Here is a 25,665-nt window from a genome sequence, read left to right on the forward strand (position 1 = left end):
TCGACAGTTGCCAGGGCGCCTGGGTTCGACAACGTCATCATAATTCGGAGACGGCTTCAGCAGTTCGACGACGGCGGGGCCGATAGACTTGTCAAACAGGCGGCTGCAGCAGTAGCCACATTGAGAGATGAAACGGGTCCGTCACCGGGCAGTGAACAAAGCTGATCGCATTTTTCCCGGGTCAGTCGCCTCAGCCCATCAGCTTCATTTCCCAAAATCAGCATCCAGTGACGGTCTCGACGCAGATTTCGGATGCTGGTCGTTGATCGTTCGCACGTTCCCAGTACCCAGATGCCTGCGTCCTGCACTGTTTTGATTGCCTGCGCCAGATTGGACACCTGCGTATACGGAACATGTTCCACTCCGCCGGCCGATACATCGCACACCGTTTCAGTGACCGAAGCGCTTTTGTCACGCGTCATCACAATTCCGCAGACTCCGAAGAATCCGGCCAGGCGAAAAAGGGCGCCAAGATTCTGTGGATCCTGGACTGTGTCGAGTGCCAGCCAGAGTTTGACGGGTTGTTCCGATCGGGGAAGTAGCCCCGACAATGGAACCGGGGAAGGTGGTTCAACGAGAGCTGAGTTTCCGCCGGTTCGCTGCGTGTGCTGACTGCTTCGACGCTGACGAGATGCCGTGTTGTGACTCGTCACCGAAATTCCGTGTTCGGCTGCCTGTTTAGCTACATGTTTCCATGTTGTTCCATGGCGTCCACTGCGAATTTGGATTGATTTGACTGCGGCAGGTCGCTGTTGCAGTGCAGCGAGGATCGAATGAGGATTCTTCAGCCGATACATGGATAAAAAGTCTGCAGACAGGGAGATCACAACTGTGAAGTGAGCGAAACGGCCGCAGTCCTGATGAGATTCTGTCAGGCGGATCCTGACCAGGCAGCCAGCGACTGAGATAGCGCTACGGCTACGATGAAGGAAACATACAATCAGGCTGTGAAGAGATACTAGAGCAGTTCGAACAGGGTTTGAGTTCTCAGGATGGCGGCGTTCTCCGGAAATGTATGAAAGGCATGGATCACCAGGCCCTCAGTGAGGACATCGCACTTCAGTTGACTGATGCAGTCGGGACTGTGACTGGTCGTACCAGGAATCGTGATCGCCAACGTCGCACTTTTTGCGTCCGATTCCATTTCCCGATGCAGCTGCAGATATATGTCAACAGGAACGTGCTCCAGTTGGTAGCTGCAGTGGTATCGGACCCCGGACAGGTCAATCATGTGCGTCCTGTAGCCAATGAGTCGACGATGGATTACTTTTAGACGTTCGGGCAGACTGTGTTGCCTGGTCGTAACCACTTCTGTCAGGGTCTTGTCACTGGTTCGAAACACAAGCATATGTCCGCTCATGCCCAGACGGACTGTAGCCCGGTGCCCGCCGACAGAAAACGAGCAGGTCCGCACTGACTCAAACAGTTCCGGATGAAGCGGCCGTTCATAGGTACGCAGTACCATATCGGTGACGTCAGGACGCGTGAGCTGAACAGGCATGAAATGTCTCTCGCTGCTCTCAATGATGCGATGTCACATCTGCGGATGGGAACCGGTGCGATCACTTCCTCTGACAGAGGATCACTCTGTTCATATTTGCTCCAGTAGCGTTCCGATTGCAACTCTGAAGGAATAAGTGTTTTTTAGAGATCTATCATTCGTTTGAATCGTCAGGGTTTTATGTTGCAGAATCCCATTTAACTGCTAGCCGCGTTAATCCTGATCCTTCCGGATTCGACCCGGTGGGCTTGATTCTTTGAGTCAGTTTCAATTCGACAATTCTGTATTGAGCCATACCGAAACACATTTGTAAAAGAAATGCACTGATGTTTGTGATCTCTCACCAACTTTGCAGTCTTATATTTGCTCATTTTTGATCAACGGCTGCGTTTACTCATCCTTGATGGCGTCGAGGTTAAAAAGAGTTGGATTGCAGGGGGCAACGTTCATCAGCGACAGGTTAGATATCACTGCTGCCACACCCAATGATTTATATGTTTAACTCGGGTTTTTATCTTGGCCGATTCCGATTGCTTTGAGACGTCGATAGAAGCTGGGGCGTGTCAGTCCAAGTCGGCGAGCGGCTTCGGCCTTGTTGCCGCCGCACGATGCCAGGGTGGTTTCCATGATTCTTCGTTCTGCAGTACGCAGCAGTTCATCGAGTGACTGAAAGGGTTTTGCGCTGTCAGGTGCCACACGCTGAGCTTCCATTCCCGCTCGAAATGCGAAGGACAGATCTTCAACTCCAATGACGTTCCCGGTACAGCTGCGACAGGCGTCATGAATCACCTGTTGTAATTCTCGGACGTTTCCCGGCCACTGATATTCCAGTATTTTTTCGGCAACCTTTCGTGACAGTTCAACTGGGACGGTTTGATGCTGTCGTCGGTTGTTTTGAATGAACGCATGTGCCAGTAGCAGGACATCCCGTCCTCGACGGTGCAGTGGCGGCAAAAAGATTTCAATCGGAGCAATCAACTGATGAAATTCATCCAGCATCCATCCTTCTGCGACGACGCGTTCCAGTGGAACACTGCTTGTTGCAGCTATCCGAACGGAAGGAAAGACGGATCTTTGTTTCAGCAGCCACTGCTGAACTTCTCTGGGTACTCGTTCAACGTCTACCAAAACCAGCAGCCCCGGATACTCATGGCTGCCTGTTTGTTCTGCAGAGAAACTCTGAATCTGACGCAATGCGTTATAAATTGCGTCAGTTGACAGCAGGCTGCAGCAGACAGGAACGAATGAGGAATCGCCAGCGGGGCCACCTGTGTGAACACACTGAGCAAGATGACGTCTTCCGGTTCCGGGATTGCCGGTAACCGTGAAATGGCAGTCAGAATTCTTCAGCAGACCGGCCAGTTGTCGCGCACGGACCATTGAGTGGTCAGCACCGATAAAGGAGTTCCAGCCGTAGCGATTTCTGAAGTCGGCTCGCAATGCCGCAACTTCGGCATGGAGCTGCTGACCGGGTGAATGCTCAAAGATATGTTCAGATCCGGAGTCTCTGTTGGTTCGCAACACCACCACTCGTTCGATCTGGCCGGATGCGCTGCTGATCGGAATCGAACAGAATTCCGAACGGACAACTCCACCGGACGCGGTTGGCAGTACGCCCCGCCACAGCTGAGTCTGTCCCTGCCAACTTGCCGTTGTCGGATTGAATGCAGCAGCCAGCAGATCGGCGGCTGTTGTTTTTTCGGCATCCGGACTGTCGCATGAGAGCCCTTCAATTTGTGAGGCAGGCCAGCCTGTCCATGACGCCATACCCGGGCTGAAGAACCTCACTCGCCGTTTCGCATCAATGATGCACACACAGCTGTCCGTATCGACCAGCAGGTGATCCAGCAGATTCCTGCGCCGTGAACTCACTCAACTGTTCCTCCGACGGTGCCATATGATTCTGAAAGCATCCGTTCTGCATTCCGGGTACTTACTTCATCCTCACGGCGCTGTGATACCATCAGGCTGGGAATCTTTCTCAGCAACAGGATGATCATTAAACAGATGATCCCGTTGATTGACGTGGCAAAACCTTTAGAAATCAGCGTTTCAATAGCTCCGGTGATAAGTCCGGCAATGGTTGCAGCCATACAGCCTGTCATCAGAATGATGGTTCGACTGTTATACTTACATGAGTCAATGAAGGATTCACCGGTTAAACCACTGCAGCCGCACCAAATTGCTGCGGCTACCGCTCCCTGGCAGATCAGCAGTGGTTGTTCCCAGTGGGCCGGAATCCACGGCGCCGTTCCGTAACTCAGTGTTCCGATTATACACACAGGAACGAGGAGTACAGCATAACCCGTTGTTGGAACTACCGCCTGAAAGACGAATGTTCCCAGTAATCCGCCTGACACAGTGAGGAGCGCGATCGGCCAGGTTACTCCACAGACCAGTCCCGGCAGAACAGTGAAGGCAGTATAAACCCCTGCACAGGCGATGCAGCATCCAAGCCACACGGGTATCGGCGTCCATTCGGAGCGAAGGCCGCAGCAGTCGTCTGATTCACAGACATCGGTTGCCGCCCTGTTGTCACTTCCGTCTGCGGGACTGGTCGACGGAATCGCGCGCTGCTCAGCCAGTGTTGCGGATTTGTCAGAACAGAGTATCGAAGGGGCGTCAGCTGGATGGACCGAGTTTTCAGAAAAGGACTGTGTTCGGGGCGGACGGACGCAGAAAATGAGTACGGCGCATATTAATGCCATGATCACGTTCACACCGGCCAGAGATGTCGTGTTCAGTGATGCCGTCAGCACTGCCAAAATTCCACCCACATAAAACATAGAACTGTGGATTCTCATTCCTCGCCACAAGCGTGTTGGGGAAAGTGCTCTTCGGGTCATTTCTGCCGATGGTGTCCATTCACCAAATGATCCGAATCCAGTCAGTAGACAGCCTGTGACCAGGCCCCACGGAACGGAGCCGATGGTGACGGCGAGGATTCCGAAGGCCGTGCTCAGCAGGCCGATTCGTGTGGCTGTATGAAGTCCCGCAGCACGACTGAATTTTGAGTACAATGGAAAGCTGGCACCGGAGGCAATCAGCAGACCTGCGCTCATCAACGCCGAGTACATTGGCACAAAAGTCGGGTGAGTTTGGTTCTCGCTCAGTCGGATGAATGGCAGGAAAACTGCGTATCCACAAACCACGTGATGCAGCAGACCGCAGATCGCTGCGGGATGATTCGTGGTGAGCGAGACACCGGAACTGTCTTTTTCAGACTTCTGATCCGAATGAGTATTCTGCTGCAGTATCAAGTGTCATCTTCTCCGTCGTGTTCCGGCCTGGTGCCCGAGTTTTTCATGCATCGTCGGATGCATTGGGTCCGACAGCAGACATTCTCGAAATGAGGCTGGATATTTCAGCAGTGCCGTTTAGCCGACGGGGAGTTCGTATCCTGCGCGGCGTGGTCGACTGAGAAACGTATTTGCCTCATCGTCATTTTCGAACTGTTCCGTATCTGCATCCCAGATCAGTTTCCGTCCAAGTTCCCGTGTGATATTTACGAGATGGCAGACACTGATCGAGCGGTGTCCAATCTCTACATCTGCATTTGGCTTTTCACGTGTCTTGATGCAGGTTAGCCAGTTTGCCAGATGTGGCCCGGCCATCCAGTCTGAGGTGTCCCATTTTTTCTGTTCGTCCGGATCCGGAGCACCCGTGACGAAGTCGGCGGGATTCGTGGCGAACCGATTACGGTTGATTTCCATTTTTGCCCGGGTTCCCACGAAGACGGCTCCTCCTTTTGGGCCACGTTTAAGCTCAAAACGTACGAGAATACCGTCTGCGTACTTCATGGAAACTCTGCCATTAGTTCCCGGTGTTTCCGGCCAGAGTTCTCGTGGACCTGTGAGACTCTTTCCCAGTGCAGACTGGATCTGATCGACTCCATGTGCTCCCCAGTTTGTCATTTCGCCACCGGAATAGTCCCACCACTGCATCCAGCGAAACTGCAGGTGTCTGCTGAACGGACGAAGCTCAGTTGGCCCGCACCACATGTCCCAGTTATTTCCGTGCGGTACCGGCTCTTCGGGGATTTTGCCGACACCGGGATACTTTATTGGGCCGGTGTAATTGAGTGCCTGAACGAGTTTGATGTCTCCAAGGCCGCCTTTGCGAACCAGTTTACAGCAAAACCGATTCAACTCCATTGTGCGCTGTTGTGTACCCACCTGAAACACACGATTGTGACGCCGGACCGCCTTGACGACTTCCCTTCCCTCCTGAATATAGGCAGTCAGTGGTTTTTCGGCGTAGACGTCCAGCCCGGCTTGGCAGGCTCGTATACAGGCGAGTGAACGACCATGGTCCGGTGTGCCGATGATGACCGCGTCGAGCTGTTCCCTGTCCAGCATCTCCCGATAGTCGGTGTATTTTGGGAATTCTGTCTGGACTGTTTTTTCAGCGTCGAGCATCTGCCGCATGTAGCAGTCCGAAATTGCCACAAGTTTTCCGGGTGCGGGAAGCTGTCGCATCAGCTGGCGAGCTCTGTTTCCTGTACCAATGACACCAACGCGAATTTGCTCACTGGCAGGGGTGCCGCCGACTCGTCCATGAACTTCCGCATGGACAAACAACGGAGTTGACAGTGTCGCGCTTGTCAAAGCCGAAGACTTCAGGAAACAACGTCGGGAATTGGGAGATGTTTGAGACATGATGATTCCTGTGAGTGGCCGGGCCCGGTCCTGACTGACATTCTAGTCTGAAATCGTAAGCTTCGACATGCGGTTAACACACATGATGCTGCATTCGTCTTCAGTCAGGCTGTTACCGGTGAATAGACGCCTGCGGTTGAAATCCGGAGCAACACATCAATGTGTGAGAATTGTGTCAATCACTTGTTTATGAAGAATGCGTCGCCGAAACCCGAATACATAACATTTATACACGGCGTGATGAATGTTACTCGTTCGAGACGAACATCAGAGAGATCAGAGCAGCCAGGAAAATGGATTTGGTTGTTGAGTTTTTCTGCGTCCGTCGGCTCTTATCGTGGCGAATGTTTCGCCTGCGGGCAATGCTTAAGACTGTTTGCGGGTTTATGCGTGTCTGCCGTGCGGACGGTGTCCGTGACAGAATCTGAATCAGGTTGTGATGCGACACTCATAAAAATCACCGGTACGAATTTATGGCTGCATACGTCGAGTGTCTTTGTGCCCGTATGTACTCCGGCCAAATCCGGAGCGGGATCCTGAAGCTGACAAGTGGAGGTGTCCCGGGTGGCATGCGGACGGCGACGTGGTTTGTTCCTTTTGTTCGACGAATGCACGGACTTGTCGACGATTGAAGATGTAGACCGCAGCCGATTCGGGCTAACGCACGGACCCTAATCCGAGTCGTCTTCATTCCGCCGGATACATCTGACTGATCAGCAGTCCGGCAAAGACAACAGTTGCTGTTTCAATCCGCAGGATTCCCTCAGGCCACGAGATTCGCTTTGCTCCGTAGTCAGACGCCTGCAGGATTTCTTCCGGGGTGAATCCGCCTTCCGGACCTATCAGTAACAGTGTGTCACATCGTTCCGTCAAGGTTGTATTCCCGGAGATGTCTCCAGGATGCGCTATTGAAATTGCCTGCCTCTGTGCCCCGGCGATTCTCAGGGCCATCGAAAATTCAGTGACCTCGTGAATTTTCATCAGACGATTCCGACCGGACTGTTTCATTGCTCCGATAACAGTCGTTCGCAATTTGTCCAGCTTTGACTGTCGAGGATCAACGACCGATCTCACTGTGCGAAGCGGTACAAATTCGTCAACTCCCAGTTCTGTCAGTTTTTCGACCATCGACTTCAGTCGATCGCCTCTCGGTGGTGCAGCAGCGACGACGAGGCGTGAGCGGTTTAGTGTTACCGGTCGACGCAAATCCTGTAAAGTCAGGCTTACCCTGTTACACGATATGTCGGCAACGGATGCAGAGGCCGATGCGCCGGTACCGTCAAACAGTTCGACCTGATCGCCAACAGACAGTCGCAGGACACGCCGGACGTGATGAGATTCCGATTCGTCGAGTTCTGCCGTCTGTCCGCCGATGTTCATGCAGTAGAATCTGGCGGGCATCAAGCTGCATTCCTTTCGCTGTCGTCAGCAGCGGTTGATCCGTTATTCGAGAATCGCATCACTAACCGGTGCGTCGTGCGATGCCTCAAGAGACCTCTCCTGAGGCATCGTCGATAGTAGTTCGACTACAGAATTCTGCAGCGTCTGGAGTTCTCCGGTCAGGTCCGTGGTTGTCTGGACCTCGATATTCTGTCCGTTTTCCAGGAGAGTCAGATTTGTGGTTGCAATCTGTTCTGAGCCATTCAGACCTGTAGAGACCACAACCAGAGACTTCAAACGCCGTCCCTGTGTGATTTTCTGTCGCCGAACCTTGTGGTCCGAACCGACAACGAAAACGTGGTCATTAAGGATCGCGGTTCTGGGAATAATAATACCCTCGTGTTCATCGCCGGTGATACGTGCCTGAACAAATGTACCCGGCAACAGAGCGTTATTCCGGTCGTCGTTGACGACGTTGACAAAAACGAGGATTGTCCTTGTTCCCGGATCGGCTTCCGGGGCCACACGACCAATCGTGCCCGTCCATTCCGCGGCAGCAGATTCACTTGTGGCGACATGCACGGTCGGCTGCTTACCCGCATTCACAGAGGCAGCAATCTGTCTCCAGTCCTCCAGGCCAATGGCCACCGGGATGTCAATGTTGTCCGGACTGGTGAGCCGAAACAGGGGTTCGCCCGCGCGGATGTACTGTCCGCGTTCAGTCATCACTTCGCTTAGCACACCATCAAAGGGAGGAAGAACGCGCGTTCGTTCCAAATTGTCTTCGGCCTGTTGAAACTCCGCCTGAGCCGAGGACAGACGTTCTTTAGCAGCTGCAATTTGAAGTGGGAACAGACTCACCTGATTGGACAGCTGGATGATGGTGTCTTTCTGACGGTTGAGATCCACCAGTGCTCTGTTCATTTCAGATTCAGCCCCGGCATTCAGGTCAACTGCCCGGCGAAACCGATCGTACTCCTGTTGGAATGTGAACACATCAGTCTGTGACTTCTCCAGCAGACGTCTGCTGTTAACCTGCTGTTGTCGCAGCTGTTCGAGCTCGCGTGTGGTTTCACTGATCCGGTTTCTCAACTGTCGAGCTCGATTCACGTAGTCGCGATCGTCTATGTGAACCAACACGTGACCCTCAACGAATTGAGTTGGTTCGTCTGCGGAGATCAGTGTGTGTTTTGCGGTGACGTGCTGACCGACTTCCAGTTTTGGATGGACGTCAACGATCTGACCGCTGACCTGAGCAGCTACCACCGCCTCAAGGTCGGCAGCAGCTGTTCCATACGCGGTGATAATTTCGCGAAATTTCACCGGGATGACCGTAAACGTATCAATATTGAGTGGAGACACCACCACTTCTTTAGACTGGACACCTGGCTTCTGTGCGCTCAGGGTCACATAACCGATTCGGGACGTCAGCAGAATCACCAGAATCGCAATCTGAGAGATTACCGTACGTCGCAGCAGTGTCCGATATTTATTGTCAGCCTCCTTCATACGGACTATCGCTCTCGCAGGTGAGTACCAGCTGCAAAGAGAATGATACCTGCCAGCAGACAGGCAGGCATGACCACCAGCGGGATACCAAACTGCAGCTGAAATAATACAAGCGCCGGAAGGGCCGACAGTACCACAAGCTGCAGAAAGAATCCAATTTGGTTTTTCACTGAAGCAGGCCTTTACACCAGAGACAGGTGTTTTGTGGTGGTTTGTCTGAACGCGTCTGCTACGTCCGAATCAAGTGTCTGAGGTACGCAGTGTGTCTCGGCAGGCTAGCCCTTGGTTTTTATTCTGTATTCACGAGGTTCCAGCTCAACGGTCTCACCATCCTTGATTTCAACTGACAAACTTCTTTCCAGATAGCCCTGAAGTTCATGCCAAACACGAAATTTGTGAGTTCCGACCGGCAGATCTTTGATTTCGAAGCTGCCATCCTTCTTTGTGATTGCGGCATAAGGGTGATCCAGGACCAGCCATCTGGCTTCCATCCACGGATGAAAATCACATTTGACTGTTGAGGGAAGTGGTTCTGCCTTTGGCAGTGGATAAGGAGTGCCCTTTCCTTTGGAGGTGAGTGGAGCAATCACCTGGTTCTGACCACGGTTTCGGATTGGAGTCAAATTTGTGTTATGGCTGACAGAGTCACTGTTGAGAACCTCCACAGTCTGACCTGCACGTACCAGCAGCGTATGCGGTGTGAACATGCAGTTCTTTTGATCAAAGGTGACACTCGCAGGGAAGTTCATTTGATCAGGATGAATGTTTTTGGGAGCTTTTCTCAGGTACACGAACACATGAGAAATACCTCTACTGTCCTGATCGATGACCAACTCATCGTCATACACATCTTCGCTGGCACACACATTTCCGTTTTTGATACTGGCTCCCTTCGGGTGCAGCAGTTTCGGCGCAGGAATATCGCCTTTCCACAGTATCTTTCCGGATACGGATCCCCACCCGTCCGCAGCCATTGCAGGCACGACAGTAATCAGTGACAGAAACGTGATGTGAAAGACCGTTCGCAACATAACTAAATCCTGAAAAGGCTGGCACACAGGCTCACGGGTCCGAATATCCAACGGTGATACGGTGGAATGGCTGAGCAAGAGGGGACCGAGCATTACTGCACTCGACCACACAATTATACGAAGGGACCTCGTGGAAAGTCGAATACGGTGCCGGATTTCCCAGGCTCGTTGTACCGGTTCCTGGCCCTCAGAATCGCTGTCATGAGTGAATCCGGTCCAGACGAATCCGACTCTTTGTTTTTTTCGGTACCTTTCGAATCCTCAATGAACTGGATTTTGGGTTCAGTGGTTTGTTCGAACGTGGAGCCGGCAGGTGTGAAGCCAGGAAATTCCGTCCATTCAATCCTGCCGGCAGTACGACAAGATTTTTGCATGTCTCTTCGAGGGGCGGTGGCAATGATCAGGACATTTTAACGGGCCGGTCATGCGAGCCCTTGACGTTGTCCCGAACTCAGACCGACATCCGGAACCGATCATTTTAACCCAGGTCGGTGTTAAGCCGGGGCTGTGCCTTTTGAGTCCGTGGGTAACCTGGCTGACTGTCCTCCAAAAGCCAGCACGATTCCCAGCACCATGATCGGCTCGAGAATCATTCGGTAGCGGGAATTCTCAATTTCCACTTATCCTGTCCGCAAACAGAAATAGCAGAACGTGGCCGTCACGACGATTCCCATCCAGCGCCGTTTTCCGCCGGTCAGCAGCCTGACGGCAGCCAACAGCGCGATGAACGAAAAAAGGTTGATTCCACCAGAGTGAATGACTGGGCATATGACGGGCGAGAAATGATCCAAGGTCAGCGAGAACGGGAATGCTCCAAGTTTTTGCCCAAGATAGTCCTTATCAGAGCCTCCTCCAAACGGAGGAGATCCGGCAACACACCGCCAGAAATAGACCATTTGTTTGAAAGCCTTCCGGAAGAATGTTTCCGGATCGGTTCGAATTGCATCAATGCTGACCCGAGACATCAAGTTCTCGGTTTCGTCGAACGAAAGTCCGGACGCCATTAACTGGCCATGAACCTTATAGGCGTGTCGGTCGTTGAGTACCCCGGGTGGAACGTCTAACAGCTGTTCCATTTTACGTGCGGAATCGGGTTCGGGCCATGCGAGGTTCCCTCCCGAGCCGTCTCGAAACGTCACGGCCCATTTATTAGCCGCGGGAGGTTTGGTCAGGAACAGTTCGTCATACAGAATCCTGTTGCGGACAATGCCGGGAATCAGTGTCACTCCGAAACACAGCAGTAGGATTAGTCCATGTTGCAGCGACCGTCGCAAATCCAAGCAGGAATCCTGCTAAACCTGCGACCCGCTTTGTGGGTCGCAATTCGTACAGAAGAAGTATCGCCAGTCCGGTTGTCAACGGCAGGGCAAACAGTGACTCTGTCAGAACGGCGTTGGCATACCAGACTCTTTCTGTCAATGGAAACAGCAGCAGGTAACACAAGACGAAAGAATCGTGTCGTCCGGTCAGGCAGACAGCCAGAAGACACGTCAGCAGTGTCGTGATAAATACCAAACAGTGTTGGCCCAGGATCGAGACCAGTAGTGCATTGTTACTGCATTTAAACTGCCCGAGCGAGAGAAAATACGGATAGACGGGAGTTCGGTAAGGTGTATTGACTGTCTCCTGAAAATAGTCGGCTCTGGAAACGAGGGTGCCGGTGTTCCGGTAGCCGGCTGCGTCCATCAGCACAGGAGATGGTCCGATCGAAAAGAAAATCAGATGCCACAGAAAATCGATCAACAGAACGACTGCCACAATCGTGAACAGTTTTGTATGTCGACGTTTTAGCGGGGGATCGACATCCAGGGGACATTTTATGATCAAAAGGCACTCTGTCTTTTCACATTCAGTTGGTTTCTGTGCAGTCCGCAGGCGGAACTGGCTGCCCGGTTACCGGCGGACTTCATTTGACTGAACGGCAGGTGCCTTTCTTTCCTGCGAGATCGATAAATTCGTTGTAGTCCCGAATGTAATCATCAGGATCGTAGGGATGTGATGCAAAGACGGCAACGACTGAGTGAGGTTGATGTCTGTACTGTGTTGTCCACAGGTTTGCAGGGATGTACAGACCAAGACCGGGCGTATCCAGCAGTACCTCTTCCCGTGTGCGACCGTCGTCCACGACAACGGCCACCGAACCTTCCACACAGACCAGGAGTTGCTGACAAATTCGGTGTGCGTGCTCTCCCCGGACATACTGGCTTGGTACGTCATGAACAAAGAACATCCTTTGCGGCATAAACGGCAGTTCCGAAAATTCTGCCACCGCCAGGTTGCCTCGGGCGTCGCTGTGACTCGGCAGTGCGATCAGAAAAGCCTCACCCAGAACTGGTTTACGGAGTCCTGGCTGCAGAGATTTCTCTTCTGAAGTCAAACGGGCACTCGGTGAGTGCATTCCGACATAACCGGTGATCCGGGCCGGATTGCCCACTAAAATCGCTCCGGGGGGGACGTCGTGCGTCACGACCGCTCCGGCACCGATCATTGCTCGCTTGCCAATCCGCAGTCCTGGCAGAATGGTTGCGTTTGCTCCGATGGATGCACCATCTTCAATGATGGTCTGAACGACCGAATCCTGCCACTGACCGCTGCGGGGAAATTTGTCATTCGTGAACGTAGCGTTGGGGCCGATGAACACGTCGTTGCCAACGCGCATTCCGTCCCAAAGCTGCACGCCGCATTTGACTGTCGTGCGGTCGCCGATAACGACATCGTTTTCCACAAAGACGTGGTCGCAAATGTTGCAGTTGTCCCCGACACAGGCTCCCGGTAGTAAATGGGCGAACGCCCACACACGGGTACCTTCGCCGACTTGACTACTTTCACAGATGCCCTGGGGATGAACAAAAATAGCCATGATCTTATTCTCCACCGTAGAGTTCCGGAAAATCTAGCTGACGGAGAACAATTGTCAGCGGACGATGTTTGGAATTTTCGTAGGTTCGTCAAATGTAGCTTCCCACGACGCTCAGGACGAGCAGATTTGCAGAACTTGAAAACAGGACGACGAGCATCAGCGGAGTGTAGCCCTGGATATCGATGAGATTCAGGTACCAGCTCAGGAAGACGATCAGACTCAAAGACAGACTGCCTGTTACTCCGGCGATTCCCACCAGGCCCAGCAGGGCAATCGGTAACGCAGTGAAGGCAAAGATTGAATTGAGCATGTAATTGAGTTTCTTACGAAACGTCCAAACGCTCTGCCCACCTGCCCGTTTCTGCCGCACGTATGGAATTGACACTCGTCGGAAACCCAGCCAGATCAACTGCCCAGCCAGTGATGTGTGCGATTCTTCCATCTTCACCAAGGCATCGCGGACTTTGTCGTTACAGGCGAAAATACCGCCTCCATCGGTTTCCCCAGCCGGTTAGCCAGTGTTTCCAGGGCTGCAATCAGGGATCAATTGTCTCTTCGTTTCGATAGACGGGAATCACGATCGAGAACATCAGTCAAGGTTTCCGAGAATATGACAAACGTGATCGACCTGGTTTTCATTCAGGCCGGGAAAACAGGGGAGCGAAACGATCTCACCCTGGGCCGCAAGCGACTCGGTCAGGATATCGGAGCGACATCCGGCTTCGGCTACCGCCGGTTGCTGCACGTCCAGCAAAGGATAATGTACGTCGCTGGCAATCCCTGCCTCACAAAGTGTTGCGCGAAATGTTTTTCGCCGGGGATGGCGGATGACACACAGATGGCAGGCGTTACTGTGACTGGCCGATGAGACAAAATTTACAGCCGTATTGCTGCAGGCGGCGGTGTAGCGGGCGACAATCTCCCGGCGTCTCCGGTTCCACGCGTCCAGGCACGGCAGACGAACACTCAGCACGGCCGCCTGAACTTCATCCATCCGGCTGTTACGTCCTCGGGGTCGCCGGGCCTCATATTTTTTTGACCAGCCGTACTGAGCCAGTTCCCGAACTACCTGTGCCAGTGCAGAATCGTCTGTTACAACGGCGCCGGCATCACCGAAGGCTCCCAGATTTTTTGTCGGGTAGAAGCTGAATGTAGCCAGGTGGCCGAGGCTTCCGACTCGCCGGCCTGTGCTGTCCTGTGCACCGTGTGCCTGGGCTCCATCTTCAATCAGATGCACCGGTTGGCTTCCGATTACCCTGCGCAGGGGCGTCATATCCATCACCTGGCCGAACAGATGTGTCACGACCACCGCCCGCGTCCGATCAGACAGCATACGGGCAACAGAGTCTGCGGAGATCAGCAGCGATGCTGCGTCGACGTCAGCAAAGACGGGTGTTGCCCCAACCTGGATGGCTGCAGCTGCGGCGTACATCCCGGCGTTGGCGGCCATCACGACTTCGTCTCCCGCCTCGCATCCGACAGCACGCAACGCCAGTTCGAGAGCATCGGTACCGTTTCCAACACCCACGGCATGCCCGACTCCGCAAAAATCGGCAAACGAGGATTCAAAGTTGCGGGTTTCATCACCCGACAGGTACCATCCACTTTGAAGCACGCGGGCGACGGCCGAGTCGTGCTCAACACGGAGGTTCTCATACTGGGGACGACAGTCGAACAATGGGACACTGAGGCGATTCATGGAGAGTAGTATCGGATGAACTGAGTAACTGTTTACATACATCCGTCGCAATCGAGACTCAGCAGTAGAGAGCGAAGACGTCCCATGTATTGGGTTATCATGAATGGTGATTCAACTCACCGCCGGACAGGTTCAAGATTCACCGCAAATGATGCTTGAGTCAACCCTTTATCTGCGGGCCGGACAGACGGCTCAACTCATGAGACCAGTTACACGGTTGATGTCGAATGGCCGACAGGTGTTGGCCGGGATTTGATTTTTGATTGACCTGGCTTCCTTCCCGAAAATAACTGAAGCATACCAAGCTCGCTATATCGGTCATTGTTCAAACAGAACTCAAGGCGGAATTCGGATGACACCGGTTCATGGATTTTTTATAGAAACATTACAGGTCGTTGTTTTCGAACAGGGTTCGATACACAAGTCCTTTGGGACTGTCTGCGGACGATAGTCAAAGGTTGACTTTCAAAGTCGTCATCTTACCGACGGTACTCCGGTAGCGACAGACATACTGTGGTGTCGAGTCATTTGATGGCATCGAGACATTTCATCCGTTTTGGATCTGACATTCGAATCAGAGTCTTGGCCGCTGAGCAGGGATGCCATGTGAACTGCATACAGGCCGACTTGAACAAATTGTTATCAGCAGTTGCCTATTGGAATCGGAAACAACTTCGATTGACAGAAAAATCTGTGGACATGAAGTTACTAACCCGCGATACCCGGCTACCGTTTTGACGCTCACGGCGACGGGGAACGCCGGAATCGCATAAAAAACGACGGGGTTTCACTCAGGCCTGTGAAACGGGTGCCCGCGGCTAAGAGACAATTAACAGACTCATCAATCTGATCTGATTCATACAGCGTCAGGAAACACGGGACTGTCATCCGCAGCGATCCGAGTTTGTGAACCTTACGGCAGAACATTACCACTGTATGGACTTCAGCCCGTGTTCAACAACTTTCAGCTGTCAGCCAGGGATTTCCTGAGTTTCGCCGGAGTCTTCGTCTGTTACCGACACCGTTCGATCACCGGGCGTTCGGGAGCCAGTCAGTGGAGACTCAGGCTCGTCCAGTCGCGTGTTCACTGCTGTTTCAACGTCGAGAAATGCAGCCGTTTCATCTTCCGGGCGATTCACATCCGTGCCGTTTCGATGTCCGGGCAGCCACAACGTTTCCACATTCCGTCTGCGGAAACGTTCCGCCAGGTGCTGATGGCAGGTGAAGAACAGTATCTGCTGTCCGCTGCGCCCCAGTTCAAGCAAACAGTCGAGTGCCGCTTCGGAGCGTTCTTCATCGAAATTGACAAACAGGTCGTCCATCACCATCGGAAGTTCGATGCCTCGTTCCGCAAATTCCCGAGCCAGTGCAAAACGGAGGGCAAGGAACAGCTGTTCGCGTGTTCCGCCACTGAGTTGTTCCACACGAAATGTACGATTGTATTCATCGTCGATGCACAGAAACCCTTCACCAAGCGGTGCCCAGATCCGGTGATAGCGTCCGGATGTCATACGATGCAGATAGGATGAGGCCATCCGTAATGTTCCGGAGATGTTTTTCTTTTCGAATCGTTCCCGCATCTTTCGAACAGCATCCTGTTCATGCTGTAGAGCATGCCATTCCTCAGCTGCCCTGTGGATATCCCATGCCAGTTGTGCTCGCCTGAAATGCTGCTGCTGAGACCCCCGTGATGTTTCGAGAAGTTGAATTTGTTCTTTCAGGCTGCCAACCGTTTCGTGTGCCGAATTGAGATCGTTCTCAACATCTTCCAGTTCGAGTTCGAGCAGCTTTATAGACTGCCGTCCGCTCTGAGGATCGAAGCGGCTCAGGTCCTCTTCGACAACTGCAAGTTCAGGTTCTGCAAAGACAATTTCGTTCAGTTCTTCCGTTGTGACTTTCAGCTGTACCTTAAATTCTTCACGCTTCTGAACCAAATCCGCCTGTTGCATCAGTTCTTCCCGACTCGTTACACCACAGCGTGTGAGTACAGCTTCGCGACGGAGTTTGGCAGCTTCAATCTGATGCTGTGTCAATGTGGTATCATGGGAGCGGGCTTCGATTTCTTTGCTCAGACGATTACGTTCCACTCGATCGCGTTCGTGTGTCGTCAACTGCTGCTGCCACGCGGTCAGCACTTCCAGGGGGCGGCCGAAATCCAGCTGATCATCATTTGCAACCTGCTGTCCCAGCTGTCTGACCCGGGTTGCCATGCCATCAAACATTCGGCGAAGGCCCTCAGCTTCGGGTGCTGAATTTCGCCATTGAGTGTGAAGTTCACGGATTTCCTGAATACGCTGCCACCAGTCAAACGCTTCCTGAACCCGGACAGTTTCTTCCATTCCCAGTGAAGTTAACAGTCGACACCATTCCTGACGCTGGTCATTCAGTGACTGTCCTGCGGTACGGTACCGCTCCCGAAGCTGCGTAAGTCGACGACGACGCCTGGTGGCGCGTTCCTGTCGACGCGACAGACGTTCAAGTTCCGTAATATGCCGTGAGCACTCACCAATACATTCCACGAGATGAGCAGTCGACGACTGTCCCGAATCCATTTTCATCAGGTGTTGGCCGGTAATTCCCTGTGACTGGATTTTCTGAATACGTTCGTGAACATCCTTCAGTTGTACTTCAGCCCGGCCGGCTTCATCATTAAGGTCGTCAAGCCGGACCCCGGTCTTTCGGTCAAAATAATTGCGCATTCCGTTACGAATGCACCACCACATCATGCCGGCGAATGCGAACGCGGAAGCCGCCAGAGAACCCCCGACAGCTTCCGGTCCTGACACGCCCAGGCTCCAGATGATCACACCAAAGAAAAAGAGCGCCAGCGAGACTGCTGTGATTCCTGTAACGGCTCGATCAACCCATGGGGGAACCGTGTCTTCCGTATCCACACGACTCATAACTTTTCGGACAGTCTGAATCTTAAGTGCCAGCTGTTCCCTTTGAAGTCGCAGACGACCAAGATTTTCGAGTTCAGTCAGTCGACGCCGCTCGAGTTCCATTGACTCCGGAATCGATTCGATCTGCATCGCTTCGAGATCGCTGTTCAGCTCCATCAGCTCCTGCTGGCTGCGACGGGAAAGACCTCGACACGATTTCCTCAGTTTGGTGTGACGCTGAGTTGCATTCTGATACTTTCGGGCAGTCTGAAGCAGCTGATCATGGGAAGACGACGAAGCATCAACCGAGTTCAGACGCTCAAGATTCCATGTGTCTCCCATTTCTTTCAACTGATGGTCAAGTTCTCTTTTGAGATCTCTCGATCGGTCCTGAGCTTCATTAATCTGCTGATCAATCTGCCGCAGCCAGGGAGCCTGTTCAACCAGACTTTGAATTGCGTATCGATTCTTTTCGAAAGGTAGATCGATTTTGATCCGATCCGACTGCTGTTGCAGCTGTTCTGTATGATCCGTCAGTTTCTGCCAGTCAGCGGTATGTTGGCCGATATCCCGTTCGCAGCCGGAAAGCTGCACCAGAGAATCCTGAGGAGAATGTTGAATGACCGGCAGATCATTCAGCATTTCGTTCAACTCCCGTTTGCGTCTCCAGGGAGTAAAACAGCTGCTGATGAACCTTAAACCTCGCAATTCCGTCTCAATCTCAGACTGTCGAGTCTGAAGCTGTCCGATCTTTTGAAGCAGTTCCGAACGTTGGCGGGTGAGCTGATCGTGTTTTTCACGGGAGTCGTCGTCACGTTGTGCCTCAGCAATCAGCTGACTGTAGTTGGTGAACAGTTCCGGCAGTCGTCCCTGCTTGCCGTCGTCGGCAAGCAGGGCTGTCTGGCGCTGGCGCACATTTCCTGTTGCTCTGAGTAACTGGCGACCGTGAGGTCCCAGTGACAGGCCGTATATGTACTCCGCAACCTGATCACTGCCGAGTGTGGAAAGTTGCTGTAGTTCGCGAACGCCCAGTGCAAAAACGTCATTGAATACATTCTCGCGTGTATGACTTCGCAGCATGTCCAGCGATTCTTCGCGTGACATATCGTCCGGACCACCGGTAATTCTGAATCGGCCCCGGCTGGACACGGCCGCCTTGCGGCTGACTCGCCAGATTCGACCATTGTGCTCGCAACGCAGTGAACCCTTCCATGGAACTTCTGATTCTTCACGATGCCAGACGGGTTCTTCCTCGAGTGGATCAAAGCCGTACAACACTGAACGCACGAACTGCATCAACGTCGTCTTGCCGGCTTCGTTTGGTCCGTAGATGACATTCAATCCAGTCATATCCAGACGCAGTAACAGACTGCGCCAGATCCGGAATCGATCGATGTCAATCTCTGAAATTCTCATCCGTTCATCCTGCCATCTTGGCGAGGTGTATCAGGAGTTCGTTTCGTTCAGTTCGTCTGTGTTACTGTGAGCGTTATCCATGGTGAGAACTGTCGGGGCTGAGACAGATTCTGTCGACGATGAGTCGGCTTCAGCCACCCGACTGTTATCTTCAGATTCCTGGTCTGCGACCGGCGATTCTGTTTCAACGGTGTCGGGGCTAAGCCGTTCAGGTGGCAGCAACTCTTCGAGATCGGACACAAACCAGTCGGCACCGTCGTTGCGCAGTTGAGCCAATACTCGCTGCGGATCGATGCCGTCGGCGAGTGTTTTCAATCGTCGGGACCATCCTTCAGTCAAATCCGCCTTGCCCGGAAAAGAAATCAGAGTGTCTCGCAGTAATTCAGCATTCGCAGGGACCAAATCGGCATATTGTTGAGCGAGATGTTCAGGTTTCTCAAGATCCCAGGCATCCGGCACCATTCGGACCTGATGCAGAAGTCGCAATGATCGACCTGCCACGCTGAGTTTGTCCAGTTCCACTGCTACAGCGAGTTCGAGGTCATCTTCCATGAAGTTCTGCAACACCGGCAGAGGGCCGGTCAAAGTCCAGCACACGGACCAGATACGGTCCGACGGACAGCATGATGTTTCTGTCAGCTTATCCCTCATCTGTTCCAGTAACCGGTTCAGTTCAGTACCTGGTTCCACCTGCAGTGTGATGTTTTTCCAGTCAACAGCGCTGGTGTTGATTTCCTGAGTACTCACCTGGCCGGACGCATCAACCGTAACAAGACTGCAGAGCCCGCTGTCTGCCTCCAGCTGATTGCGAGGCTGTGTGATTCCCGGACAGTGCACAGGAACCGTTTCCAGCTGCATCTCTGTTCTCGCAAGTTCTCCCGTAAGAGCCAGGTAGTTTAACTTTCCTTCCTGCATCAGTTTGCGGATGTAATTGCGAAAACCGACTTCGTATTCGGAGTCATCCCCGTCAGATGTACGAAACGAATCCGCGGCATTTTCATCCGAAGGCGGCTCAATTGTATTGTTTTCCAGGCGAATCATGCTGTCTTCGGCGGCAGCAGAAAGACTGGTTAATCGTTTTGATTCGTCATACCTGGATCGGCTGACAGTGCCGATTCGGAACGGTTCGATTCCGTCCGGACTCGAATGGATCACCCGAATACCGAATGCGTCGGTTTCCCCATACCACATCGACGCACTCACTGTTGTGATCTTTTTGTCTCCACGCTGAAGATCGATCGGTTCCGGGCTGGAAGTGAAGCAGAGAGAAACATTAGCCGGCAGGTCAGGGATGGAGCGCCAGGCATCTGGTGGATCGGTGTCGCCTGGAATGACGAACACCGGAATTGCTTCTTTCTGCAACTCACGGAATCCCTTTAAAAGCGCCAGGCGTGCCCGCAAACTTCGGTCTGCTTCAACGAACACATTGCCGGACAGCAACAGATAGTCCACCTGGTGTTCAATACAATTCTGTGTCACACAGTCGAATGCCAGTAGAGTGGCATCTTCCAGCTGGTGACGCAGGTCATCCGTGAGCTGTTCTGACAGGTACACACTCACTGGTACGTCCAGACGGATGTTTGCTGCGTGAATGAAACGCTGAGGTTGATACGGCATTTCAGACTCCTTTCTCAGTAACCGGGCGATGCGCTGACAGCGACCGGTTTGACATCAGATATCTCTCAGACTGAGACCCGATTTCATAGGACAAACAGTGCGTTTTGTTCGTGGAGTCCTGCAGCAGATGGTGGTGTCAGTCTGCGAAATTTAATGAAACCGGGAATATGGGGAAAGACCGTCGCCTGAAAGTTCGGCGATTTTTGCCAGCGCCGAATCTGTATGCCACAGCCCGTCGTCAATTTGCTGGCAGCAATGTTTCCATTGACGGGCGGCAAATCAAGCCGTAATAAACTTGGTATTCTGCTGTTCCGGATCGAGAGTTCTGTCACGATTGCAAAAGAAGCCGACAGTGATATGGCTGATAAAACTGGTGTGGATGAGCAACTGGTAAGCATTCTGGAATGCCTTTTGGATCAGTCAATGGCAGAGGATCGAAGCCAACAGGTCGTCCAGGCGATCGCAGAACACCCGGAGCTGGAGCAGCAGATCAGAGAGCTGGCGGCCACTGCGATGATCGTGGACGAGATGGCAGCGTTTCAATCCGGCGATTTTACTGAAGTTGCGATTGCTGCTGTTTCCGCTGATGATTTTCAACCGGGTGTGCCGCGCAGCAGCCCCGGTTTAAGAATCGGAAAATATGAACTGCTCGAAGAGATTGGGCGAGGCGGAATGGGTGTGGTCTATCGTGCGCATCAGACGGATCTGAACCGTGATGTTGCGCTGAAGATGATTCCAAACGCAGAATTTGTCGCTGTGGATAATCTTGCCCGTCTGCGTCGCGAAGCTCTGGCTGCCGGGCACCTCAGTCATCCCAATGTTGTGCCCGTGTATGATGTCGGGGAACAGGATGGCTATCCATGGTTTTGTATGAAATTTATTGACGGCGAGACGCTCAGTGATCGCCTTCAGAGAGGGGCGATGGGAACCCAGGAAGCTGTCCGTTTAATTTTGCCGATTGTCGATGCGATCCGGACGGCACATGCCGAAGGAATTCTTCACCGGGATTTGAAGCCATCCAACATTCTGATTGCTGATGACGGTACTCCCTTCGTGACGGATTTTGGACTGTCAAAACGCACACAATTTTCGGCGCAGTCACAGTCTCATCTGAGTGGTAAACGGGATGCCAGTATTACAACCACCGGAGCCATTCTTGGGACGCCGGCCTGGATGTCGCCGGAACAGGCGGAAGGACAGACTGCAGTAATCGGTTACGCCAGTGATATCTACAGTTTGGGTGCTGTTCTCTACGCGATGCTCACCGGTCGTCCGCCGTTTCAGGCGGCGACACCACTGGAAACCTTGTTGATGGTCATTGAACAGGAACCTCCGTCTGTCCGAATCACTAATCCATCGATTGATTCTGACCTTGAGATGATTGTCACAAAATGTCTGCAGAAACCAGCGGACCTGCGTTATTTAACCGCAGATGCACTCGCCCAGGATCTGCGTGCCTGGCTCAATAATGAGCCGGTCAGTGCCCGCAGCTGGACACTCAACAGTGTACTGATGCGTCTGTTTCGTGAGTCGCATCATGTTTCCGTGCTGCAGAACTGGGGTGTACTGTGGATGTGGCACAGTCTTGTCCTGCTGGTGTTGTGTGTCAGCACGAACGTCATTCAACTGACGGGTATCCAGATACGCTGGCCATATCCCGGACTTTGGATCGTTGGCCTGGGGATCTGGGCAGTAATCTTTTGGACTTTGCGCCGCCGATCCGGACCCGTGACTGCTGTCGAACGTCAAATTGCACATGTTTGGGGCGGCAGCATGATTTGTTCGTCGCTGTTATTTGCACTTGAATGGATCATGCATCGTCCTGTACTTGAATTTTCGCCCGTGCTTGGAGCAATTGCCGGGATGGTGTTTCTTGTCAAAGCGGCAATGCTGTCAGGCACATTTTATGTGTCGGCAATGGTTCTATTTGCAACGTCGCCGCTGATGGCCGCGTTGCAGCAGAGTGACCTGCCAAATTTGAGTATTTCATTATTTGGTGTGGTTTCAGCCGGAACCTTCTTTTTTCCAGGTCTCAAGTACTACCGTCAGACCACCAGAGGCGAATCAGACAAGTTGGAGTGGCCAGAGCGACCGCAGCAGGGACGTGGATAGCAAACATCAATGGTACGACAAAACGCCCGTCGACCGACCAGGTGCATCCAATTGCGAAACAACTGACGGCGTGCAGCGCCAGAAACACATGGGTCTCCTTACGGCGAATTGTCAGTATGAGTCCTCCGAGCGCACTGCTTCCGATGAGCCACCCTGTCAGTGATCGTGGCCGATACTCCTGCAGAATTTTGATCGCAGCCAGCCAGATTGAGGTGCCGGGATGATTTCGGATCCATTCGAATGCGGCAGTCTTTCCCAACCGAGCACGAACCACATCGCGTTCGAGTCGACTCATTGAGTTCAGGTCGATTGACTTTGTCAGCTGACGAGAAGATTCTATTTGCCATACACCGCCTGTCCGGACCGCACGATCACTGAATCCGGCAGGAAGTTGTGTCATTCCCTGTGTACCCAACGGCATCATGGCGCCAAGAACACGGACATTTCGCCACCCCCATGGAAGGATGACAAGAACAGCGCAAAACAGAAACACCAGCGTCATAGAGAACGCTTTCCGCCAGCAGTGAATTCCGGACAGCGTCGAAGAAACATGATCATTGCGGTAAATCAACGCCGCCACAATCAGTGCAATTCCCGGCATCCACAGTACAAATACGGTTCGGTTCAGAACCATCACTCCGACGACGATTCCCAACAGCACCACATTTCGCAGACGCGTTGTGTGGCTGAGCTGAATGAGCAGCAGGGTTGCGATTGTCGTCAGGAATGTGGCACTCGCCTCTGTCAGAACAGCGCGACCGTACAATCGGGTTCGTGTGTCCACCACGAGAAACATACAGAACGCAATGACTGCTGCTGTGTGTCGTTCAGTCCCGGTTAAATACCAGATCAGCAGACCACAAGTTGCTGCGCTGGCAATAACGTTCATTACGCGGATTGACCAGAACTGTCGTCCGAATACTGTATTCAAGCCCGCAAGTGCAACGGGAAACAGCGGTGGTCGGTGTGCAACGGGTTCCGGTTGCCGGCTGTCATGCCCGCCGGTATTTTCAGAATCGGATTGACCGGTCTGCTCATACGGACCGTGAAAGATCGGATCACTGCCACCTTCCGCGAATCCCTCGCCATGCGCCAGGTTCCAGCCAATACTGTCGTATGAAAGCTCATCGCCGGATGTTGACGGAGGTGTGTTAAGTCCGTATTTGACGGAGTAATGTCCCAGCAGTACCAGTGTGCTGACTACAAATGCAGTGAAACCGCAGAATCGGGGACAATCAAGACTGCGTCGAAGCAGTGTTCTCATTCCACTCTCACTTGGATTCAGTGGTGTTTCCAGGAATCACGAACCAGACGGATTCCCAAGTCGGTGTGTCCCTGCAGCTCCAGGCCGGGGACAGACTACTTCGGACCGGATATTTCCGGACTGTGCCTGCCGCTGGACAGGTGTGCATGAAGTTGCGGAACTGAGTCGATGTTTTCCGTCGGTGTTCAACATGATGTTTTTCTGTCAGCCGGGCACCAGGTGCCAGCTTCACCTGTCCCCGAACCGCTGACCAGGATTCTGATCAGTTACATGTGCTTTAAGAGTGTCCTGAACAGGACGGCTGACAGGCACCAGACTATAAGTATCAATTAGCGTGCCGATTTATCCGGCATGTTAACTGTCACTGAATATCATTTCATGATCTCTTTCCGCAGAATTATTTCTGTTGGTTGTCTCCGGTGGGGGGATCCATAATGTTTGTGTCGAATTCCGAAATTGTTCGAACAACGTCACCACTTCCAGGGGCAGTCAAATCATCAGGCGTTCTTGATAAAACCGCCTGTCTCAATCTGTAAATTACAAATGCCGTTGGCGTGCGAAAAATACATGGGTTTTTCTGAGTTCGTTGATGTTTTTGCAATTCAGGTTCCCGGATCATCCCGATGTCGGCAACCGTTTATAATGAAGAATACAGGGGACCAGTCAAACTAAACACGATTGTGTGATCCGCATTCCGGCAGACGTGCCACTTCAGTGAATTCAAATGACCTTAACTCCTCAGGCTGTATATCTTGAGAACGAAAGCTGGCTTCGCACCGTTGTGCGCAGTCGTGTCCGTGAATCTGACGCAGTAGAAGACATTATGCAGAACATTGCTCTGGCGCTGGTTCGTCAGAGAGAAGTACTGCGTGAAATTGGTCAGCTGGGTGCATGGCTGTATCAGATAGCTGTACGGCAGGTGATGATGTATCGGCGGACAGCCGGCCGCCGTCGAAATTTTGAGAATCGGCTGGCGCAAAAGACACGACCGGTCGATGCCTTTTCCAGTCAGCTGGATCCGGTTGCCAGCGTGCTGGCTGCGGAGCGTCAGGAAACCGTCCGTTCTGCCGTTCAGCAACTTGACGAACTGGATCGACAGGTGCTCATGTTGAAATACGTTGAGGGATGGACTTACCGTCAGCTGGCCGAAATGCTTGGTGTGTCGGAAGACACAATTGAATATCGACTGCTTAAAGCCCGCAAACGTCTCAAAGCTTTGCTGCAACACCAGGGTGGCGCATCATGAACGTAACCGAACGACTGGAACTGTTAATGCAGCGTGCAGCAGACGGAGAGCTGTCAGCTGACCAAAGACGCGAATTGCTGGAGCTCATGGAGTACCAGCCTGATGGCTGGAAGCGGCTTGCCTGTACATTTCTCGAAGAACAGCTGGTTGGTCACTCGGTCCGTCAGACGCCGCTGGTCGGTCCACTGATTGAAGAATCGGTTGTACATCCGGTGCAGCGTCCAGGCGGATTTTGGTATCATCATCCTGCTCTGACCACCGCTGTCACAATTTGTCTGGCATTTGTGCTTGGAGTCAGCGTGCCGTGGGGTCGGGATGTGAACCGTCTTCAGTCAGCATCTCCGGTGCTGGGTACGGATACGGTCGGGATTGATTCTTCGCCGTCATACAGTGACCTGACGAATGATGCTGAGTTCTTACGGCAACTGGCGGACGAGCTTGTTCGCCGTCGGAAAGCAGGCGAGTGACCTCTGCTGTCAGTGACCGTTTC

21 protein-coding genes are annotated in these 25,665 nt (G+C 52.8%); 4 read left to right on the forward strand and 17 right to left on the reverse strand.

Features of this window, described 5'->3' with window-relative positions:
• Positions 1-56: 56 nt before the first annotated feature.
• The 5 genes from MK110_08685 to MK110_08705 form a co-directional block, all read right to left on the reverse strand.
• A complete protein-coding gene (locus tag MK110_08685; GenBank protein ID MCH2211364.1) occupies positions 57-797 on the reverse strand; it encodes an RNA methyltransferase in 741 nt (246 codons plus the stop codon).
• Between the two features lie 161 nt (positions 798-958).
• Positions 959-1,501, reverse strand: a complete 543-nt coding sequence (locus tag MK110_08690) for a DUF2617 family protein (protein ID MCH2211365.1) — start codon at positions 1,499-1,501, stop codon at positions 959-961.
• Positions 1,502-1,999: 498 nt separating this feature from the next.
• Positions 2,000-3,373 carry a sigma 54-interacting transcriptional regulator gene (locus MK110_08695; GenBank protein MCH2211366.1) on the reverse strand — a complete coding sequence of 458 codons (1,374 nt, stop codon included), beginning with the start codon at positions 3,371-3,373 and terminating at the stop codon, positions 2,000-2,002.
• A complete protein-coding gene (locus tag MK110_08700) occupies positions 3,370-4,761 on the reverse strand; it encodes an MFS transporter (GenBank protein ID MCH2211367.1) in 1,392 nt (463 codons plus the stop codon). Before MK110_08700 ends, MK110_08695 begins: the two co-directional genes overlap by 4 nt.
• Before the next feature lie 117 nt (positions 4,762-4,878).
• Positions 4,879-6,159, reverse strand: coding sequence for a Gfo/Idh/MocA family oxidoreductase (locus tag MK110_08705; GenBank protein MCH2211368.1), 1,281 nt, complete (start codon positions 6,157-6,159; stop codon positions 4,879-4,881).
• A 473-nt stretch (positions 6,160-6,632) separates the two neighbouring features.
• Here MK110_08705 and MK110_08710 point away from each other — a divergent pair, with 473 nt between their 5' ends.
• Complete coding sequence (locus MK110_08710) at positions 6,633-6,791, forward strand: hypothetical protein (protein ID MCH2211369.1); 159 nt, start codon at positions 6,633-6,635, stop codon at positions 6,789-6,791.
• Positions 6,792-6,846: 55 nt separating this feature from the next.
• Here the strand turns inward: MK110_08710 and MK110_08715 are convergent, their stop codons facing one another.
• From MK110_08715 to MK110_08765, 11 genes are all read right to left on the reverse strand, one after another.
• Entirely contained in the window at positions 6,847-7,560 is a 714-nt protein-coding gene (locus MK110_08715) for a 16S rRNA (uracil(1498)-N(3))-methyltransferase (protein MCH2211370.1), read from the reverse strand.
• A gap of 42 nt (positions 7,561-7,602) precedes the next feature.
• On the reverse strand, positions 7,603-9,048 hold the full coding sequence (locus MK110_08720) for an efflux RND transporter periplasmic adaptor subunit (GenBank protein ID MCH2211371.1): 1,446 nt from the start codon (positions 9,046-9,048) through the stop codon (positions 7,603-7,605).
• A 5-nt stretch (positions 9,049-9,053) separates the two neighbouring features.
• Positions 9,054-9,218 (reverse strand): hypothetical protein, encoded by a 165-nt coding sequence (locus MK110_08725; protein ID MCH2211372.1) that lies wholly within the window; start codon positions 9,216-9,218, stop codon positions 9,054-9,056.
• Positions 9,219-9,323: 105 nt separating this feature from the next.
• Positions 9,324-10,079 carry a hypothetical protein gene (locus tag MK110_08730; GenBank protein ID MCH2211373.1) on the reverse strand — a complete coding sequence of 252 codons (756 nt, stop codon included), beginning with the start codon at positions 10,077-10,079 and terminating at the stop codon, positions 9,324-9,326.
• 620 nt (positions 10,080-10,699) lie between these two features.
• Positions 10,700-11,305, reverse strand: coding sequence for a hypothetical protein (locus tag MK110_08735; GenBank protein MCH2211374.1), 606 nt, complete (start codon positions 11,303-11,305; stop codon positions 10,700-10,702).
• The gene (locus MK110_08740) at positions 11,262-11,906 is read right to left on the reverse strand and encodes a hypothetical protein (protein MCH2211375.1); all 645 of its coding nucleotides are present in this window, start codon (positions 11,904-11,906) and stop codon (positions 11,262-11,264) included. Before MK110_08740 ends, MK110_08735 begins: the two co-directional genes overlap by 44 nt.
• 79 nt (positions 11,907-11,985) lie before the next feature.
• Positions 11,986-12,939, reverse strand: coding sequence for a WxcM-like domain-containing protein (locus tag MK110_08745; GenBank protein MCH2211376.1), 954 nt, complete (start codon positions 12,937-12,939; stop codon positions 11,986-11,988).
• 88 nt (positions 12,940-13,027) lie between these two features.
• On the reverse strand, positions 13,028-13,249 hold the full coding sequence (locus MK110_08750; GenBank protein ID MCH2211377.1) for a hypothetical protein: 222 nt from the start codon (positions 13,247-13,249) through the stop codon (positions 13,028-13,030).
• Positions 13,250-13,528: 279 nt separating this feature from the next.
• The gene (locus tag MK110_08755; protein ID MCH2211378.1) at positions 13,529-14,638 is read right to left on the reverse strand and encodes a DegT/DnrJ/EryC1/StrS family aminotransferase; all 1,110 of its coding nucleotides are present in this window, start codon (positions 14,636-14,638) and stop codon (positions 13,529-13,531) included.
• 971 nt (positions 14,639-15,609) lie between these two features.
• Entirely contained in the window at positions 15,610-18,936 is a 3,327-nt protein-coding gene (locus MK110_08760; protein ID MCH2211379.1) for an AAA family ATPase, read from the reverse strand.
• A gap of 30 nt (positions 18,937-18,966) precedes the next feature.
• Positions 18,967-20,553, reverse strand: coding sequence for a hypothetical protein (locus MK110_08765; protein MCH2211380.1), 1,587 nt, complete (start codon positions 20,551-20,553; stop codon positions 18,967-18,969).
• A gap of 222 nt (positions 20,554-20,775) precedes the next feature.
• Here MK110_08765 and MK110_08770 point away from each other — a divergent pair, with 222 nt between their 5' ends.
• A complete protein-coding gene (locus MK110_08770; protein ID MCH2211381.1) occupies positions 20,776-22,665 on the forward strand; it encodes a serine/threonine protein kinase in 1,890 nt (629 codons plus the stop codon).
• Here the strand turns inward: MK110_08770 and MK110_08775 are convergent.
• Positions 22,586-23,929 carry a glycosyltransferase family 39 protein gene (locus MK110_08775; GenBank protein ID MCH2211382.1) on the reverse strand — a complete coding sequence of 448 codons (1,344 nt, stop codon included), beginning with the start codon at positions 23,927-23,929 and terminating at the stop codon, positions 22,586-22,588. The genes MK110_08770 and MK110_08775 overlap by 80 nt on opposite strands.
• Before the next feature lie 724 nt (positions 23,930-24,653).
• Between MK110_08775 and MK110_08780 the strand changes: the two genes are divergently transcribed.
• Positions 24,654-25,175: a sigma-70 family RNA polymerase sigma factor gene (locus tag MK110_08780; protein ID MCH2211383.1), complete on the forward strand. Its 522-nt coding sequence runs from the start codon at positions 24,654-24,656 to the stop codon at positions 25,173-25,175.
• Entirely contained in the window at positions 25,172-25,642 is a 471-nt protein-coding gene (locus MK110_08785; GenBank protein ID MCH2211384.1) for a hypothetical protein, read from the forward strand. Before MK110_08780 ends, MK110_08785 begins: the two co-directional genes overlap by 4 nt.
• The last annotated feature ends 23 nt before the right edge of the window (positions 25,643-25,665 follow it).

The organism is Fuerstiella sp., assembly GCA_022447225.1.
Classification (GTDB): domain Bacteria; phylum Planctomycetota; class Planctomycetia; order Planctomycetales; family Planctomycetaceae; genus S139-18.

Bases quoted from the DNA above. Each gene is read 5' to 3' on its own strand.
- MK110_08770 (MCH2211381.1), top strand. From the start codon at position 20,776: ATGCCACAGCCCGTCGTCAATTTGCTGGCAGCAATGTTTCCATTGACG.
- MK110_08705 (MCH2211368.1), bottom strand. From the start codon at position 6,159: ATGTCTCAAACATCTCCCAATTCCCGACGTTGTTTCCTGAAGTCTTCG.
- MK110_08765 (MCH2211380.1), bottom strand. From the start codon at position 20,553: ATGCCGTATCAACCTCAGCGTTTCATTCACGCAGCAAACATCCGTCTG.
- MK110_08775 (MCH2211382.1), bottom strand. From the start codon at position 23,929: ATGAGAACACTGCTTCGACGCAGTCTTGATTGTCCCCGATTCTGCGGT.
- MK110_08745 (MCH2211376.1), bottom strand. From the start codon at position 12,939: ATGGCTATTTTTGTTCATCCCCAGGGCATCTGTGAAAGTAGTCAAGTC.
- MK110_08730 (MCH2211373.1), bottom strand. From the start codon at position 10,079: ATGTTGCGAACGGTCTTTCACATCACGTTTCTGTCACTGATTACTGTC.
- MK110_08720 (MCH2211371.1), bottom strand. From the start codon at position 9,048: ATGAAGGAGGCTGACAATAAATATCGGACACTGCTGCGACGTACGGTA.
- MK110_08690 (MCH2211365.1), bottom strand. From the start codon at position 1,501: ATGCCTGTTCAGCTCACGCGTCCTGACGTCACCGATATGGTACTGCGT.
- MK110_08710 (MCH2211369.1), top strand. From the start codon at position 6,633: ATGGCTGCATACGTCGAGTGTCTTTGTGCCCGTATGTACTCCGGCCAA.
- MK110_08715 (MCH2211370.1), bottom strand. From the start codon at position 7,560: ATGCCCGCCAGATTCTACTGCATGAACATCGGCGGACAGACGGCAGAA.
- MK110_08755 (MCH2211378.1), bottom strand. From the start codon at position 14,638: ATGAATCGCCTCAGTGTCCCATTGTTCGACTGTCGTCCCCAGTATGAG.
- MK110_08685 (MCH2211364.1), bottom strand. From the start codon at position 797: ATGTATCGGCTGAAGAATCCTCATTCGATCCTCGCTGCACTGCAACAG.
- MK110_08760 (MCH2211379.1), bottom strand. From the start codon at position 18,936: ATGAGAATTTCAGAGATTGACATCGATCGATTCCGGATCTGGCGCAGT.
- MK110_08780 (MCH2211383.1), top strand. From the start codon at position 24,654: ATGACCTTAACTCCTCAGGCTGTATATCTTGAGAACGAAAGCTGGCTT.
- MK110_08785 (MCH2211384.1), top strand. From the start codon at position 25,172: ATGAACGTAACCGAACGACTGGAACTGTTAATGCAGCGTGCAGCAGAC.
- MK110_08750 (MCH2211377.1), bottom strand. From the start codon at position 13,249: ATGCTCAATTCAATCTTTGCCTTCACTGCGTTACCGATTGCCCTGCTG.